The organism is Georgfuchsia toluolica (assembly GCF_907163265.1).
In the GTDB taxonomy this organism is placed as follows: Bacteria; Pseudomonadota; Gammaproteobacteria; order Burkholderiales; family Rhodocyclaceae; genus Georgfuchsia; species Georgfuchsia toluolica.
Genome location: NZ_CAJQUM010000001.1, coordinates 980,881 through 996,229, shown reverse-complemented (window position 1 = coordinate 996,229; position 15,349 = coordinate 980,881). Strand labels below are relative to the sequence as shown.

Annotated in this window: 18 protein-coding genes and 1 pseudogene; 6 read left to right on the top strand and 13 right to left on the bottom strand. The window is 55.0% G+C overall.

The window, feature by feature from the left end; genetic code table 11:
* Window positions 1-903: 903 nt before the first annotated feature.
* Window positions 904-1,893 carry a hypothetical protein gene (locus K5E80_RS04655; RefSeq protein ID WP_220635059.1) on the bottom strand — a complete coding sequence of 330 codons (990 nt, stop codon included), beginning with the start codon at window positions 1,891-1,893 and terminating at the stop codon, window positions 904-906.
* An 81-nt stretch (window positions 1,894-1,974) separates the two neighbouring features.
* On the bottom strand, window positions 1,975-2,133 hold the full coding sequence (locus K5E80_RS04650) for a DUF3309 domain-containing protein (RefSeq protein WP_220635058.1): 159 nt from the start codon (window positions 2,131-2,133) through the stop codon (window positions 1,975-1,977).
* Window positions 2,134-2,504: 371 nt separating this feature from the next.
* Between K5E80_RS04650 and K5E80_RS04645 the strand changes: the two genes are divergently transcribed.
* On the top strand, window positions 2,505-3,236 hold the full coding sequence (locus tag K5E80_RS04645; RefSeq protein ID WP_246590867.1) for a Crp/Fnr family transcriptional regulator: 732 nt from the start codon (window positions 2,505-2,507) through the stop codon (window positions 3,234-3,236).
* 348 nt (window positions 3,237-3,584) lie between these two features.
* Here the strand turns inward: K5E80_RS04645 and K5E80_RS04640 are convergent, their stop codons facing one another.
* Window positions 3,585-3,896 (bottom strand): beta/gamma crystallin-related protein, encoded by a 312-nt coding sequence (locus K5E80_RS04640; protein WP_220635057.1) that lies wholly within the window; start codon window positions 3,894-3,896, stop codon window positions 3,585-3,587.
* 143 nt (window positions 3,897-4,039) lie between these two features.
* Complete coding sequence (locus K5E80_RS04635; RefSeq protein WP_220635056.1) at window positions 4,040-4,339, bottom strand: hypothetical protein; 300 nt, start codon at window positions 4,337-4,339, stop codon at window positions 4,040-4,042.
* Window positions 4,340-4,643: 304 nt separating this feature from the next.
* On the opposite strand from K5E80_RS04635, the gene K5E80_RS04630 reads away from it, so the two are divergent.
* Window positions 4,644-5,336: a Crp/Fnr family transcriptional regulator gene (locus tag K5E80_RS04630; protein WP_246590866.1), complete on the top strand. Its 693-nt coding sequence runs from the start codon at window positions 4,644-4,646 to the stop codon at window positions 5,334-5,336.
* A gap of 315 nt (window positions 5,337-5,651) precedes the next feature.
* Here the strand turns inward: K5E80_RS04630 and K5E80_RS04625 are convergent, their stop codons facing one another.
* A complete protein-coding gene (locus tag K5E80_RS04625) occupies window positions 5,652-5,810 on the bottom strand; it encodes a DUF3309 family protein (RefSeq protein WP_220635054.1) in 159 nt (52 codons plus the stop codon).
* Window positions 5,811-5,919: 109 nt separating this feature from the next.
* On the opposite strand from K5E80_RS04625, the gene K5E80_RS04620 reads away from it, so the two are divergent.
* Entirely contained in the window at window positions 5,920-6,129 is a 210-nt protein-coding gene (locus K5E80_RS04620) for a hypothetical protein (RefSeq protein ID WP_220635053.1), read from the top strand.
* Between the two features lie 525 nt (window positions 6,130-6,654).
* On the opposite strand, the pseudogene K5E80_RS04615 reads toward K5E80_RS04620, so the two are convergent.
* The 4 genes and pseudogenes from K5E80_RS04615 to K5E80_RS04600 form a co-directional block, all read right to left on the bottom strand.
* Window positions 6,655-6,819, bottom strand: a pseudogene (locus tag K5E80_RS04615) (IS5-like element ISEcl5 family transposase); the annotation flags it as partial.
* A 504-nt stretch (window positions 6,820-7,323) separates the two neighbouring features.
* On the bottom strand, window positions 7,324-8,067 hold the full coding sequence (locus tag K5E80_RS04610) for a Crp/Fnr family transcriptional regulator (RefSeq protein WP_220637229.1): 744 nt from the start codon (window positions 8,065-8,067) through the stop codon (window positions 7,324-7,326).
* A 222-nt stretch (window positions 8,068-8,289) separates the two neighbouring features.
* Entirely contained in the window at window positions 8,290-9,108 is an 819-nt protein-coding gene (locus K5E80_RS04605) for a response regulator (RefSeq protein WP_220637228.1), read from the bottom strand.
* Entirely contained in the window at window positions 9,108-9,926 is an 819-nt protein-coding gene (locus K5E80_RS04600) for an ATP-binding response regulator (RefSeq protein WP_281420335.1), read from the bottom strand. The genes K5E80_RS04605 and K5E80_RS04600 overlap by 1 nt, the downstream gene beginning before the upstream one ends.
* A 144-nt stretch (window positions 9,927-10,070) precedes the next feature.
* On the opposite strand from K5E80_RS04600, the gene K5E80_RS04595 reads away from it, so the two are divergent.
* Window positions 10,071-11,141 carry an AI-2E family transporter gene (locus tag K5E80_RS04595; RefSeq protein ID WP_220635052.1) on the top strand — a complete coding sequence of 357 codons (1,071 nt, stop codon included), beginning with the start codon at window positions 10,071-10,073 and terminating at the stop codon, window positions 11,139-11,141.
* Window positions 11,142-11,795: 654 nt separating this feature from the next.
* Here K5E80_RS04595 and K5E80_RS04590 read toward each other — a convergent pair.
* The 3 genes from K5E80_RS04590 to K5E80_RS04580 form a co-directional block, all read right to left on the bottom strand.
* Window positions 11,796-12,050, bottom strand: coding sequence for a hypothetical protein (locus K5E80_RS04590; RefSeq protein WP_246590864.1), 255 nt, complete (start codon window positions 12,048-12,050; stop codon window positions 11,796-11,798).
* Window positions 12,051-12,143: 93 nt separating this feature from the next.
* The gene (locus K5E80_RS04585) at window positions 12,144-12,707 is read right to left on the bottom strand and encodes a lipid-binding SYLF domain-containing protein (protein ID WP_220635051.1); all 564 of its coding nucleotides are present in this window, start codon (window positions 12,705-12,707) and stop codon (window positions 12,144-12,146) included.
* Between the two features lie 70 nt (window positions 12,708-12,777).
* A complete protein-coding gene (locus tag K5E80_RS04580; RefSeq protein ID WP_220635050.1) occupies window positions 12,778-12,936 on the bottom strand; it encodes an entericidin A/B family lipoprotein in 159 nt (52 codons plus the stop codon).
* A 244-nt stretch (window positions 12,937-13,180) separates the two neighbouring features.
* On the opposite strand from K5E80_RS04580, the gene K5E80_RS04575 reads away from it, so the two are divergent.
* Complete coding sequence (locus K5E80_RS04575; RefSeq protein ID WP_220635049.1) at window positions 13,181-13,510, top strand: BON domain-containing protein; 330 nt, start codon at window positions 13,181-13,183, stop codon at window positions 13,508-13,510.
* A 159-nt stretch (window positions 13,511-13,669) separates the two neighbouring features.
* The gene (locus tag K5E80_RS04570) at window positions 13,670-14,014 is read left to right on the top strand and encodes a hypothetical protein (protein WP_343213228.1); all 345 of its coding nucleotides are present in this window, start codon (window positions 13,670-13,672) and stop codon (window positions 14,012-14,014) included.
* A gap of 282 nt (window positions 14,015-14,296) precedes the next feature.
* Here the strand turns inward: K5E80_RS04570 and K5E80_RS04565 are convergent, their stop codons facing one another.
* Window positions 14,297-15,331 (bottom strand): GNAT family N-acetyltransferase, encoded by a 1,035-nt coding sequence (locus tag K5E80_RS04565; RefSeq protein ID WP_220635048.1) that lies wholly within the window; start codon window positions 15,329-15,331, stop codon window positions 14,297-14,299.
* Window positions 15,332-15,349 lie beyond the last annotated feature (18 nt).

Genomic DNA, 15,349 nt, shown 5'->3' with positions numbered 1-15,349 from the left:
CATGAGCGCTGCAAGAATGCTCACCTGATCATTCTCGATACCTTAAAAGGGCTGCATGGTCTACTTCAAGTCCAACCCAGTGCGTCTCGGCGGCTATGGGCGATTCGCAAACAGCCGGCCAAGTGAATACCGTGGGCCCGCCACCAGCACGCAGAAAATTACTTCGCTATGAGCGCTAACGTATCGAATCGGCCGGGCAGTTCGCGTAATTTCTCTCGCGCAGTCGCGTAGTTCTTGTTAGCCAACCAAAAGGAATCATCACGGAATATTTGAAAACATTTATCGCAGTTCTGGCAACCACCGCCTTGGGTGGATGCTTTATGCCCCCCGCGGGGCCTGCCAGACCGCAAGGCGCAACGGGAGATACCGGAGCAACCGGCAGCACAGGTGCAAAAGGGAAAACGGGCGCAAAAGGAACCACGAGTGGCGACACAGCCATTGTCGTGCCGGCTCGCTGAACTACCTTTCAACGTCACGCCCCTGCCGGATGAGGCATCCGGCCAGGGCCGACTTGCGCATGTCATGCTAGTGTACAGTCATTCCCTATACGTAGCAGGAGTTAGGTTACGATTTCCTGAGGGCGCTTGGGGAAACGGGGTTAGGACGCCATAACCCTCGACCAAGGCGCTGTCCAATCGGCTCAAGACAGCGGGAAAGCCGGGTAAGGCTATTATCTATGCCGTAATGCGTAAGCCGATTCATTGGATATTTGGCGTACTCAAATCAAAGCAACCTTTCGATGTAAAACTGGCCCTTGCAAAAGGTTGATCAACACAGTATTTGCGCAGGCTGGAGTCCTGTGGCGTGAGGCGGCAAAAGGCACTGGTTCCCCACCTTCGCGGGAAAGAGGAAAACAGATTCTTCTTAGCCCGCAACACTGTACTAGCTATATCTTGAACAGCATCACCGTTCGCGATCTTTCTCCTTGCCTGACCGCTGCCTCCGTTTTGGCTCCTGTTGAGCCTCGTTACCCTGCGGTCTGGTTTCCTGGCTGCGAGACTGGGGTGCCGGCTGCTGATTCTGAACATTTCTTTGCTCGGAGTGCCGCTGGCGCTGAACGTCTCTCTGTTCAGGTCGCTGCCGCGGAGCTGCCTTTTGTTCGGGCTGCTGACCTTGCTGCAGGGATGGCCGATTTTTCAACGGCGGTGCTTGTGTTTGCGGAGCGCTGGGGGCGCTCTGCTGGATATCCCGCGGCGGATTGGAACGCTGGTTACCACCTGGCCATACGGATTTTCTCTCCGGCGTCATATCCTGTTTTTCGTGCTGGATAGGCGCGGGCGCACTTTGCGTTCGCTGTGCCTGATACTGCAGGCGCACCACCGGGTCGCGTGGCTGGTAGCGGTAATTCTGGCTATGCAGCTCTTGCTGCTGCTCCACTTGGTGGGGATACCTGTCGCCGGAATAGTTGCGTTGATAGAGAGGCAGCGGCGGCCGCCCCGGAACCGCATTGCGGTTCCAGCGATTCCATCCGCTGCGACGCCGCTCCCAATCATTGCCCCAATGTTCGCCCCAACGTGGCGGTGCATCAGATTGCCAGCCACGGAAGTACATAGGCGGTTGCCGGTAATAGCGCACGGGGATGCGCAGGATGAAGAGCGGTACGTACTCGGGGGCTACCAAGCCCCACGGCCCGTTGTACCAGGAACTCGCATACCAGTTATCATCCAGGTAGACCCAGTACATGCCATCGTAGAAGAAATAGTTCGAATTGAGTCTCGGTGCGTAATAAACCGGGTAGCCCGGCACCGGCACCAGATCCGGATACATCGGCAGGTTGATGCCGATGCTCACGTTGGGGGACCAGAAGCCGATACTGACCTGCTGCGCCGAAGCCGGCACCACCGTGCATGTCAGCAGCGACAGCGTCGACAGCAAAACTAATTTGTTACGCATAGCCTTTTCTCCTTTTCAATAACAAGCAGCGAAGTCGTGGCGGTCAATTACCATCGCCCAGACCACGAAGGTGGACGCCCATCACAGACGTCCCATCAACAGCAGCACAATGAGGATGATCAGCACCAAACCCAGGCCGCCACTGGGCCCGTAGCCCCAGCTCCTGCTGTGCGGCCAGGCTGGAATGGCACCGATCAGCATCAGGATCACTACGATCAACAGTATGGTTCCCAAGTTCATGCTGTCCTCCTTGAAGCAGTCAGTAAGTCAATCCAATTCGCTGTCGCTGAAGCCGGCGGCACGACACTCGGTCAGTTGCACGCGCTTGACGCCAATACCGCCGGTATTACTGAAAATACGATTGAATATTTCATGAGAATTCATCCCGCTGTTTTGCTAAAACCGTGTACCTGAACAAATTAGCGGCGACATTTCACGATAAAAAACACATCATATTCCTCCAAGGTTCTGTTCGTTTGCGCACATATAGTCCAAAAGCACTATGTTTGCATGTATCAAAGGTGCGATTTATTTGCTAGAAAAGTAGCTGCAATATTCTTTCATTCGTGCCAAAACAATAATCAGTGATGATGGCGGTTAAAGAGCCAGCATTGTTCGTTCGCCAATCGCCCTTCCAATTGGCACGGCAGAACTATCTTCTCGCGGCACTGCCGGCAACGGACTACGCGCGCCTGCTGCCCTATCTGAAACAGGTTCCATTGGAACTCGGTCGGGTTCTCTACGAATCCGGCAGTCGCCATGGATATGCGTATTTCCTCACCAGCAGCATCGTGTCCCTGCTCTATATCACGAAGGATGGCGGTTCAGCGGAAACCGCGGTGGTCGGCAACGAAGGCATTGTTGGGATCGCCCATTTGTTGGGCGGCGAAACCACTCCGAACCACGCAATGGTGCGGAGCGCGGGATATGGCTACCGGATCAAGGGAAGCATCCTGAAAAAAGAGTTTGAACGCGGTGGCTTGCTGCAGCAACTGCTGCTGCGTTACACGCAGGCGCTGATCACGCAGATGGGGCAGACCGCGGTATGCAACCGGCACCATTCCATCGAGCAGCAGTTGTGCCGCTGGTTGCTGCTGAGCTTCGATCGTTTGTCATCCAACGAGCTGACCATGACCCAGGAGCTGATTGCCAACATGTTGGGCGTACGCCGCGAGGGCGTTACTGAGGCGGCCGGACACCTGCAAGCGGCCGGGTTGATTCGTTACGCTCGCGGCCATATCTCCCTGTTGGACCGTCCCAGGATGCAAGCACGGGTCTGCGAGTGTTATGCCGTCGTGAAACGCGAATACGGCCGTCTGCTTCAGCAAAGTACCGCGACCTAGCGTTGTGTCCCGCAAGTTCAAAACATAACTTCCGTTCGGTCTGTGCCTGGCGAAGGCCACTGTGTTTCGATAAGCTCAGCACCAACGGTGCTTTGACATACGACAGTTTTTAGCGGGACACACATCGGCATCCTGTGCATTGACGATGACATCGTTCAGCATTGCAGTAATGTAAAGGAAAGAATCTCACCAACCGTTATTGACAATTCCATAGTTGCCTAGCAGGCGCAATGCAGTGTGCGTTGGCGCACGCAGGCGGACTACAGCTCGTGAATCCGTCTCCTCCGCCGTTGCTTTGTACGGCACCGCACGGACGATTCACGGCAAAGGCAATAAAGTTAAAAAGCTTTAACGGTTGTTATCGATGTTCGCGTCCCTGCTCAAGATGCGTACCGATGAGATGCGGTCATTCAAACCCATTGCGGCCAACGATGGATACTGTCCCTGCCGCAATATGGCGCAGCGGCCGCTGAATCGCCTGTCTTCGCAAACTTCCCAGCGCTCGCCGACAACCACGACTGACGAGGCGCCGTCTTTGAAGCCCTTGCGCTCGAAGTTGCCGACCCGTTGCTGCGTGGTGAAAGACCGGCTTTCAAAATCTTCGCCTTCGTAGAAAGTAACCTGTGCGACCGCTTGCGTGGCGATAGCCAGTCCTTCCACCCCGGCTCCTTGCCTTCCTTTCTCGAAGTAAAAGAGCTGGTTTACACCATACAAGCTTGTCGAAGTGCTTGGCCAATAACAGACTGGTTATGTCATCGTATGGTTCGACAAGCTCACCATGAACGGACTTAATAAGAGTTTCTCTAAACCAAAGCCAAACCGGACATGCTGCTTTCTATGCAAGCGCCTGGTTGCATTCCCATGTCGACGATGACACATAAATCATCGCCGAACCGGACCGCGCCAAGTTTTGATATCAGGCCTTGTTCATGTGCCGGCGAGTCCAGCCTTAACAGGCAAACGGCTTGGCGTTTGCCGGAATCGATCATGGTGAATATGTCTAGTTGGGACAGGGATCCGAATTCGGAGCAAAGCGTGAGCATCTTCGACTCCAGGCTCCTGACGTCCGTGCAGGGTGACAGGTATTTCGATGCGTTATTCATGATGCTTCCGCCTCCAGTTCGTCTGGGCCCCTGTGTTGGTTCAAGGTGCCGCCATATGTAAAAACAAAGCTGCCGGGTTGGGGTGTACCGTGCGGTTCGTGCTGGGCGGAATCAACGGATCAACCTGGTCTGCAATGTCAATTTTTATTCCATTGCGGCCAGCCGTCAGTTCGATAACGTACATAAGGGCATCGTTTTTCTTTACCCATGACTTGCGGCAGCGCAATCGTGCATATGAGCGTTAGCGCACAGAGCATGGCACATGATAGGCGGACGATTGCCTCATTTAATGGAGAGCCGGAATATGCACGATGCCTCGATTGAAAACAGCCTGCTCGCCGCTATTCCGCGCACGGAGTACAAGCGTCTGCTCGCTGCACTCGAGCCGGTCACCCTAATCTTTGGTGATGTGTTCTGCGAGCCAGGGGACACAATCCACCATGTTTATTTTCCCTGTTCCTCCCTGATCTCCTTGTTGACACTGGCAGATGGTCATTTGGCGCTGGAAATCGGACTGGTCGGCCGTGACGGCATGGTCGGCATTTCCCTGGTGCTGGAACACAATGTCTCTCCGGTGCGTGTCCTGGTCCAAGGCGACGGAATGGCCATGCGAATGACGGCGCTACGTTTTCGCAAGGAATTCAGGCTTAGCGTAGCGTTGCAACGAGTGCTTTACAGCTACACATATTCGTTGATGCGCCAGATTTCGCAAACTGCCGCATGCAATCGTTTTCACGTGGTGGAGCAGCGTCTTGCCCGCTGGCTGTTAATGACACATGACCGGATAAAGTCGGATCAATTCCACATGACGAACGAATTTATTGGACACATGCTGGGAGTACGGCGCGTCGGCGTTACCACCGCCGTCCAGGCACTGCATAAACGCAATCTGATCAGTTACAGCCGCGGCGATATCGTTATTCTCGATCGCAAAGGACTCGAAGCGGCGGCTTGTGAATGTTATGAGGTCGTCAGGGACATGCATGACGGCACCTAGTAGTTAGTCAAGGCGATACTGATGGATAATTACAAAAGCCTCATCACCAAGACACCAAGGACACCAAGCATCACCAAGGAAAAACAATATCGAATTTGTAGTTCTTGGTGCACCTTTGTGCCCTTGGTGCCTTGGTGGTGAAAGATTTTCCATCTTTCCATCAATTTCTTGATGACTGAACACCAGGGTGTGCAATACAGGTTCTGTTTTCCGCAGCAGCAACTGCCAAAGTCTTGCCAGAATTTAGTGACGACTACACATGACAGTCAGGGAAGGACTGAATCCAGTCCTTCCCTTCCGGCATCGAACTATCCGTTACAGGCGTCCCATCAAAAGCAGCACGATGAGAATGATCACCACCAAGCCCAAGCCACCACTAGGCCCATAGCCCCAGTTTCTGCTATGCGGCCAGGCCGGAATTGTGCCGATTAGCATCAGGATTAGCACAATCAACAGTATGGTTCCCAAGCCCATGACATTTCTCCTCGAAACAGTAAACGAACAGAGTTAGTTTGCTGGCGCTGTCGGCGCGGGGGGCGCCACAATCACGGTGGTACCGCTGCCGGATTTGCCGGTGTCACCCTTGTCGCCAGTGGATCCTGTTGATCCGATCGATCCTGTGGTGCCGGACGGGCCGGCAGGTCCTTGGGCGGGAACGGTAATGACCGTCGCTGGTGTCACGGTTGTCGGCCTCTCGCAGGCGCTTAACGCAAGTGCCGCCAGTATTGCTGAAAACACGATTGAATATTTCATGAAAATTCCTTTCGATAGCTGGATGGGGCTCCTCAACTGAACAGATATGCGCTACGCGGAATTACGTTTCGAAACTACGCCCAATCCTGATGAAGTTCTGTTCGTTATCAAACATAGATAGCCCAATGCAGGCAATAGCTGATTTGTTGGCTGCGGCGGTCTCACAAAAAGAAAAGGCCCGAAACGAAGGGAGGCGTTTCGGGCCAAGTGCTACAGGTGTCCCACCCGGGGAGGAAAAGAGCGAACACCCATGATCATCATGCTTCGCCGCTTGAAAAAGTTATGTACGTCATCGCACATAAACCATAATTAATTTTTATTGTTTGCAACCCGGGAAACGCTGGCCGATCTGATCTTCCTGGGTTCGAACGGTGTGGCTCAGCTATCCGGAAACGAAGGCAGAGAAACTAAAGGTTTGAATCTTATCGGGGTACGTTATGGAAACGCTGAATAAGCCGCCACAATGAACTCAGCGGTAATCTGGAATTGAGACGAAAACGTGACGTCAATGACATTTTCATCAAAAAACCGGCCTGTTTTGAACGGAAACGCAGGGCATTTCACCTCATGCTGGACGCACCTCTCCCGTCAGAGGTCGTCCCCATTTGCCGACGTTGAGCATTGCCAGCATGGCGAAGGCCCGGTTGGCGTTCTTCGCCAGGCCGCGATAGCGCACCCTGGCAAAGCCCCGGAGACGCTTGAGGGTCAGGAGCGGATGCTCGACCCTGGAACATCAATCCGTCCATGCGCGACAGAAACTCCGCCTTGCGCGTCGCCCGGCTGTGCTTCTCGAATCCTCGTGTCGCCGCCAGCGTCATCTGCTTCATCGTTTCGTCCCTTGTGCTCGATACTCCGTGTCAGACAGCATGATAAAGAAAGCGTTCACGGCATTTGTTACTTATTCAGTGTTTCCCTATATAAGTTGCACTGTTTTCGCTTTGTCTTGTTGTTCGAATTCATCCGGCTGCCAGCAAAAGCGGAAAGATACTAGCCAGTCGCATACGACAAGCATCGCCCTGCCGCAGGGGACGGTCTGCGTACTGGCACACATTGAGGAGAAATAAATTGATCCTGAAAACTTCATTTGAACCACGGCGACACGACGGGCATGACCAAAGGAAATCTCCGTGGGATGATGGAAAATTAAAAGCTTGCCAATGGATTTCGTTTCACCCGATGGGTGAGGCGCCGCATGCCTGCCATGCCTTGTGTCCTCGCCGGACGGTGCGGAAAGTTATCGGACTACTGCAGTAATGTCCTGGCGATACTGCACATCCGACAGCAGGCGGCCCATTTCCTTCTTGACCACGGCATAGCATTCGCAGACGCGGGTCTCCAGTCCGGGGCGGTCAATTACCGAGATGTGGCCGCGGTGATAGCGAATATATCCGGCATGCTGCAATTTTCCGGCTGCTTCGGTAATGCCTTCACGACGCACGCCAAGCATGCTCGCAACCAATTCCTGCGTCATGACCAGCTCAGACGAGGAGAGGCGGTCGAGTGTCAGCAACAGCCAGCGGCACAACTGCTGTTCTACCGAGTGGTGCCGGTTGCATACCGCCGTCTGCGTCATCTGCGTAATCAGCGCCTGGGTATAGCGCAGCAAGATGCGCTGCATCGAACCGGCGCGATTGAACTCCTCCTTCAGCAGGTGCGCCTCCAGTCGGTAAGCATGACCCGCGGTCTGCACCACGGCCGAGCTTGGGGTGGTATTGCCGCCCATGAACAGCGCAATACCGACTATGCCTTCATTGCCCACCCCGGCGGTTTCGGCTGAGGCGCCGGACTCCATGACATAGTGCAGCGAGACGATGGAAGTGGTGGGGAAATAGGCGTGCTGCAATTTCCCCCCGGGTTCGTAGAGAATTTCGCCGAGCCGCAGCGGGACAGGTTCCAGATGCGCGGCCAGGCGTTCGAATTCCGCCGTAGGCAGGGCGGCGAGAAGATGGTTTTGATTCGGACTAGGGGATGATGACATCATTAGTCTTTCGCGTCTGGTGTTGTAACGCTCATGATCGCCAGTGTCACCCCTGAGCATGAAAGGGCGCAAAGGCGAATTGAACGCCCCCCACCCCATCCCCACCCCATCCCCGCCCCGGGGCGGGGCTACTGGTTAGCTCGCTACGCTCGATATTACGTGACACTTCGCATCCGGCATCGAGCGGTTCGCGGCTCCGCTGCAAGGTGTTTTTCATGTTAATTATTTAGCGGTCTGCTCCACGCCGATTCCACGGTAGCCGATGAAGCGGGAGGACTGGTTGAACATCGGTTCTCCGCTCACGCGAAAGGTTTGCTGCGAGCCGTCCACATTGGTGCGGCTGAAAAGGAAATCCAGGAATGGCTGGCGGGCTGCAATGCGTGCCTGCAATATCTCTCGCTCTGCCTCATTCCAGCCAGCGACCGGGATAGTGCTGCCATTTCCCGCGAGTGGTTCCACGCGGATGCCCAGCATCTCCAGGACCGGGCCGGAAACCTTGGTGAAGTTGCCATTCTCATCCTGCTCCCAGTACCAGTCGGAGGCCAGTTCGGTCAGGCTGCGATAGCGGGCTTCGCTTTCGCGCAGTTCGGCGGTCCGTTCCCGCACTGTCTGTTCCAGCAGCTTGTTGTAGTCCTCGAGTTTTTTGTACAACAGCCGCACTTCCAGCATGTTGTGGATGCGCGTCTTGACTTCGATCAGATCGAATGGCTTGCTGATGAAATCCTTGGCGCCGGCGTCCAGGGCGCGCAGCTTGTGACCCGGCTGGGCGGTAATCACAATGACTGGAAGATAACTGTCGGCAATATTGGTCTTGAGGCCTTCCATTACCTGGAATCCATCCATGCCGGGCATCTGCAGGTCGAGCAGGATCAGGTCGTAGCGATTCTTGCGATGCAGCGCGCAGACCTCTGTTGGATCCATGGTCGAGGTCACGTGCATGTAACCGGCCTCGCTCAGCAATTGCTCAAACAGGCTGATATTGGACTCCTGGTCGTCAACAATCAGGATGCTGGCGTCAAGAATCGTGGCGGAACTGATCATCATGCTATTTCCTCTTTTAGTGTTCTGCTGGCTGCTGCTGTTTGCGCGAATTCCAGCGCCGCATCGAGTGCATCCATGAATTCACCCACCTTGATCGGTTTGGTGAGATAGCTGAAAAATCCGGCTTCGAGGTCCCGCTCGATAGCGCGCGGCACCGCGTTGGCGCTTAAAGCGATGATGGGGATATGCGCCGTCGTCGAGTCCTTGCGCGGAATTCTCATGACGTCGATGCCGCTGATGCCGGGCAGGTTGATGTCCATCAGAATCACCTCCGGCTGATAGACGAGCGCAAACTCGATGCCGAGATTGCCATCCGCCGCGCTCAGGAAACGCAGGTCGGAGCGGCGCGCAACAAGCTGCTCGACCAGTTCCAGGTTAGCCGGGTTGTCCTCGACATGGAGCAGAGTGCGCAGCGGGGTGCCGTCCGGCACTTGCGGCCGCACCCGCGACGCATGCTCGGATTCCGGCGTTGCCAGCATTGGTGCCGCGGTCAGGTCCAGTTCGATCAAGAACACGCTATCCACGCCGATGGTGCCGCCCATCAATTCCACCAGGTGCTTGGTCACCACCAGGCCGATGCCCGTGCCTTCCTCTCCGCTGGCCTCCCTGCCGGGACGATTGAAGGGCTGGAACAGCTGTGCCAGCTGTTCCAGCGTCAATCCGGCACCCGTGTCGCGCGATGATTCGATCTGCCATGTCGGCTGCGCCGGCGGGACGAGGACTATTTCCTGTTTCGGACATATTGATTTCCGTGAAAAATGTAACGATCCGATAAGAGTTGGGCCTGCCGAGCCGGTATCAGACAATTGCCAATTCACGCAGCAGTTAAACACACATACCTGATGGAATATGAACTATCACAGGCCTTCCGGCGGCGCGTCTGTATGCTGGCACACATAGCAGCGGGTACTCCACGCCTATAATCAGCTCTCATTCGGCCCGCCGCGAACACCGGAGTTTTCATGCAGCCCTCAGATTCCGACCGATATCTCGGTTTTGCCGCCCTCGCGCTACTGATTGTCGGCTGCGTTGTGGTGCTGCATGCTTTCCTCACCGCGCTATTGTGGGCGGTAATTCTGGTGTCGGTTACCTGGCCGGCATTTGCACATCTGGACAGGTGGTTAGGTCACCGCCGCAATTTTTCCGCGCTGGCCATGACCTGCGTGGTTTCCCTGGTGATGATCGCGCCATTCGCCGTGGTGACTCTGGGACTGGTCGACAATGCGACGCAACTGTCAGCGGCCATCGGCGGCCAGCTGGAAAGAGGGCTTCCCGATGCCCCCGCTTGGCTCATCCAAATTCCGCTGGTAGGTGCGAGCTTGAGCGACTACTGGCAAAATCTTGCCCACGACAGCAGCAGGCTGACCGATGAACTCCAGCGCCTGCTGCCGTCCGCGCAGCACGCCTTGCTGGCGGCAGGCAAAACATTGGGCTCCGGCTTGATGCAACTCACGCTCAGCGTGTTCATTGCCTTCTTCCTGTTCCGCGATGGCGAGGAAGTCGATCGACGCGCGATTGCCGTGGCGTCCAGAGTCGCGGGACAACGTGGGCGATATCTGCTGGAGATCGCGAGCAACACCGTGACCGGCGTGGTCTATGGCATTCTTGGCACTGCCCTTGCGCAGGGCGTGCTGGCAGGGATCGGCTTTGCCATCGCCGGGGTTCCCGGAGCGCTGCTGCTGGGGCTTGCCACTTTCTTTCTCTCCATAATTCCGGTCGGCCCGCCGCTGATCTGGATCGGTGCCGCGCTGTGGTTATTCCAGCAGGGTGACACAGGCTGGGCAATCTTTGTTGTGCTGTGGGGCTTCTTCATTGTCAGCATGGTCGACAACATCATCAAGCCCCTGATCATCAGCCGGGGTTCCAGCATGCCATTCGTGTTGGTGTTCCTGGGGGTGCTGGGTGGGGTCGTGAGCTTCGGCCTGATCGGAGTATTTCTCGGCCCGACGCTGCTGGCGGTGGGGTATCGGCTGCTCAATGAGTGGAGCAGCGCACTGGTCGAGCCAACGAACGCGGATTCTCCAGCAGAGTAGTATTCTGTCAAAGCAATACTGATGTATAGCATCGAATCTCTCACCGCCGAGGCATCAAGGACACCAGGTATCACCAGGAAAAAACAATATTGAATTTGAAGTTCTTGGTGCACCTTCGTGAACTTGGTGTCATCCGCCCATCATAAACTGATCAAGGTTGGGGCGACGCTGCGGTAGGCTCGGACAGCCCGTCTGAAGAAGCAGTTCACCACGGTGAACACGGCGACGCGGCGAAAACACAAGGCATGGCAGGCATGCGGTGCCTCACCCATCGGGTGAAACGAAGTCCATTGGCAAGCTTTTGATTTTCCGCCGTCCCACGGGGATCCTACAGGGATTCCCTGTGGTCATTTCCTTTGCTCATGCCCGCCGTGTCGCCGTGGTTCAAATGAGGTTTTCAGGTTAAATTACTGATGCGTTCGAGGATGCGCTGCGAGCGGCTGATTTTTTTGCTCTTCACACGAGTGGAACTCCAGGACGGCCTCGATATTCTGGCTGATCTGGTCTTGCTCGGCTTCTAATGGTACGGCGCGAGCCGCCGCAGCCGCCGGCGAAGCGGCAGACCCGGATTTCATCGAGATGCGTTACTTGTTCTGTTATGCCTCATGTTGAGCACATCCTGGACAAGGCATGATCAATTGCGAATACGGATACTCATTCTTTCTTCTCGTCTTTTGCAGCGTCCTGGATATTCTGACCGGCTTTTTCAATGTGCTGCCCGGCATCATCCATTGTCTTGTCGATGTCCTTGCCCGCGCGCTCTGCCGGACCTTCCTGCTTTTGGCATGCGGACAGTGTCGCGACCAAAAGGATTGCCGCTAATCCTGCTGCGAGATTCTTGCCGAATTTAGTCATGGGAACTCTAAAAATATTTTTACCACGGGACACGGCGAACACGGCGGAAGCCAAAAGCTTTCATTACAGAGGGCACAGAGAAAATCAAGACTTGCTTCGTTATCGCCGTGCCCACCGTGTCGCCGTGGTTAACCGTTTTTCCCGGGATCAACGCCTGATGCGGGATATCTTGGTACCCTCGATGCTGAGGCTGGCCATGAGTCCCTGCTGGTCGAAAATGAAGGCGTAGGCATCGTCTTTCGCTGTCGTCGTTGACAGATTCTTCGCAACGCCTTCATTTACGACGACCACCGTCGGTCCAACACCGATTTCCCAGCCCTTCGACTTGTCGAGATAATTCACAGCTTTGTCGTTCATAAGGAATACGACGTAGCCGAATGATTCGGCACCTGCCTGCAAACCCCAGGAGGCGGAGACAGAGTTGTAATAGTCGGCGACGTGCGTACCCTTCATCAAGACTCCTTCGCCATAGGCGCCACCAAATACAAGGCCGGCCTTAATGATCTTGGGGAACACCAGTATTGCCCTGGCTTTCTTCCCAATGGTTTCAGCGGTGGGGTTGGATTTGTACAAGGTTTGCAGAGCCTGGGCGGAGTCCTTGTCCAAGTCTTCAGCAGTTGCTGCATTTGCCCGACTGCCAAGCGCTCCCAGGGAGAGAGTTGCGGCGGTCACGAGGAGTAGGTTAAGAAAATTGCGTCGAATATTGGACATTTTTGGTTCCTTTCAGTGGTTTTGAAGTTGCTGTCGATGGCGATAACAACGCTGGGGGAACAGCTAACACTTAATAGTTCTTGTGCTCTTGTGCTTCGTCCTTGATTGCTTCACCGCCCTTCTGAATATCCTTGCCCGCTCCTTCAACAGTGTTGCAGGCAGTAAGGGCCACAACGTTGCCGGCCAGGAATAGCACCGCGAGCAGCGGCACGAAAATTCTTCTGATCATGATGAATGCCCTCTTGTGGAAAATGGATTAGGAGTCGGCCTCGGAAAATGGATGCACTCATGAGCCTGACTATTTTTATGATGCACCGATAAGCCATACTCTTCTGTGCGCTACCGAACAGAATGCGACTGCCTGTTTTCTCGTGGGAAAATCTTCCGCCTTGCTCTATGTGTGCCAGCGAACAGACGTTCTCCCAGGACAGGAGGAACGTCGGTGCCTCCTACTAACCAAGAAAGCACAGATCATGAAAATCCAGTTCGCGACAAGCTGTTTCGTCATTGCCACTCTGCTCTCCCCCCTTGCGGCCCATGCCGAAGATCGAGACGCGGATCGCTCGCATCCCATCACATTCGTCAAGGATTCTGTCATTACGACCAAAATCAAATCCATGCTGGCCGACGAAAAGATGAAAACGCTGGTGCATGTCAAGGTCGATACCGACTCCAGGGGCGCAGTGGTATTGAGCGGAACTGCCAGAACCCAGGAAGACGCAGACAAGGCTGCTTCAATTGCACGCGAGGTCAAAGGTGTAACTTCGGTCACGAACAATATCCAGATCAAGAATGATGACTAGGAATCCGGTTCAAGGCAAAGATCCTGCACACGGGGCGCAGGTCATGCCTGCGCGGGCCGGCCCCTGTTCCTACAGGATCGAGGCCGGTCTTTTACTTTCAGTGACAACGCTTGCAATAAAGGTCCTCGAATCAGAATCAATAACAACAGGAGAACCAACATGAAACGTTTCCTTATTACAGCGGCGTTAGCTGCTGCTACCCTCATCACGCCGGCGCTTGCTGCCGACGTTGGTGTCTCGATCAGCGTTGGTGACCCTCACTTCTACGGGCGGCTCGACATCGGCGACTATCCACAGCCGCAAGTGATCTATCGTCGGCCGATGATTATCGAGCGGGTAGAGATGGACCGCCCGCCAGTCTATTTGCGGGTACCCCCGGGCCATCGAAAGCATTGGAACAGGCACTGCCGCGAGTACAACGCCTGCGGCGAGCGGGTCTTCTTTGTGCGGGATAACTGGTACAACCGTGAGTACGTCCCACGCTATCGGAAACAGCGATCCTGATCGCCAGGATAATCGTGGCAACGGCAGGCAAGATGAGCGTAGGAATCATGGTAACGACCACCAAGGCGACAACCGGGATCATGATCGTAACCGCTAAAACATTTGGGTAATAACGGCCTTGCTCACCTGTGGGGTGATCAAGGCCTTTTGGGTATCCTAAGCGGTGACCGATTTTGCGGTGCGCAATGCACAATGCTTTTTGCATTACCATGCCACGGTCGGCTATTGCTGGCCGTGGCCACTGGAGTCGCGTAGTTGTAATTCCGGCAGGAGGCGCCAGTCTTAACCCACTCGTTTTATAAAGCCAAGCCGCTGCGAGGGCCTGAATCCTACATCGTAGAAGAACCCGAGCAGTTTGAAATGCTTACGAGCAGCAGCGGTCTCGACTTTCTCGACACGTAGCCCGTCAAGATTGACAAATAGTTGCGATAGCAGCGCGTGGCCTATGCCTTGGTGTGAATAATCAGGGTCTACGCCAATGGTGTCCAATATTGCCACGGGTTCTGCGCGGCCATAATCCCCAAAATCGGTACGCGCCATGACGTAACCAGCAGCTATGCCATCAACGCGCGCGATCAGTGAAACACGCACGGCAGAATCATTCATTGCCTCATCTACCAGTTCATAGATATAGGCCTCCCGCCGGCGGCCAGTGATCCTCTTGTCTATGCGAACAATGTCATACATGTCTTCGGCCTTCAGCGTGCGCAAGTCCATCTTGTCACGTGCGAGCGCCTCAAAATCATTGCTGTGAGACGCGCTGTAATCAGTTTCGGTGCTCGAAAATCCAGTGAGATAAGGCGGGGCAGGGACTTTATTGTCTTCATGCAACTCAAGCCGGTGATCTCTTACATGACAGTCGACGACAAGATCGTCTCCCAGCTCGAAGCCTGCGTGGTCGAAGAACTGCATGATCGCGTGATCACGCCAGGATGCTGTAGTACGGATTTCGGTCACCTTGAGGCGTCTTGCTTCATTTTCAAGCTTGGATAGCAGTGCCGAACCGATGTGCTGCCCATGCCTACCCGATGCAGCGCCAATCGCTTCGAGTCTCAGTGCCGGTTCGGCGCGACCGAACTGTCCCTGCATCAGGCGCGCCATGATGAATCCCACCAGTTTGCCGTCGTGTTCGGCAGCGAACTGAATGTGAAGATCGGACTGCGACAGTGCAGTCTTCAAACGCCGTTCGAAATAGGAAGTGCGGGGATGACCGATGGCTTCTGCATCCAGTGCGATGACCGCATCGAAATCCTGCGCAGTGAGTCGACGCATCATCATGCCGCTTACTTTTACTTGTTGCTGTTCAATATTATCCACAGGAAATATCCTCAAGTA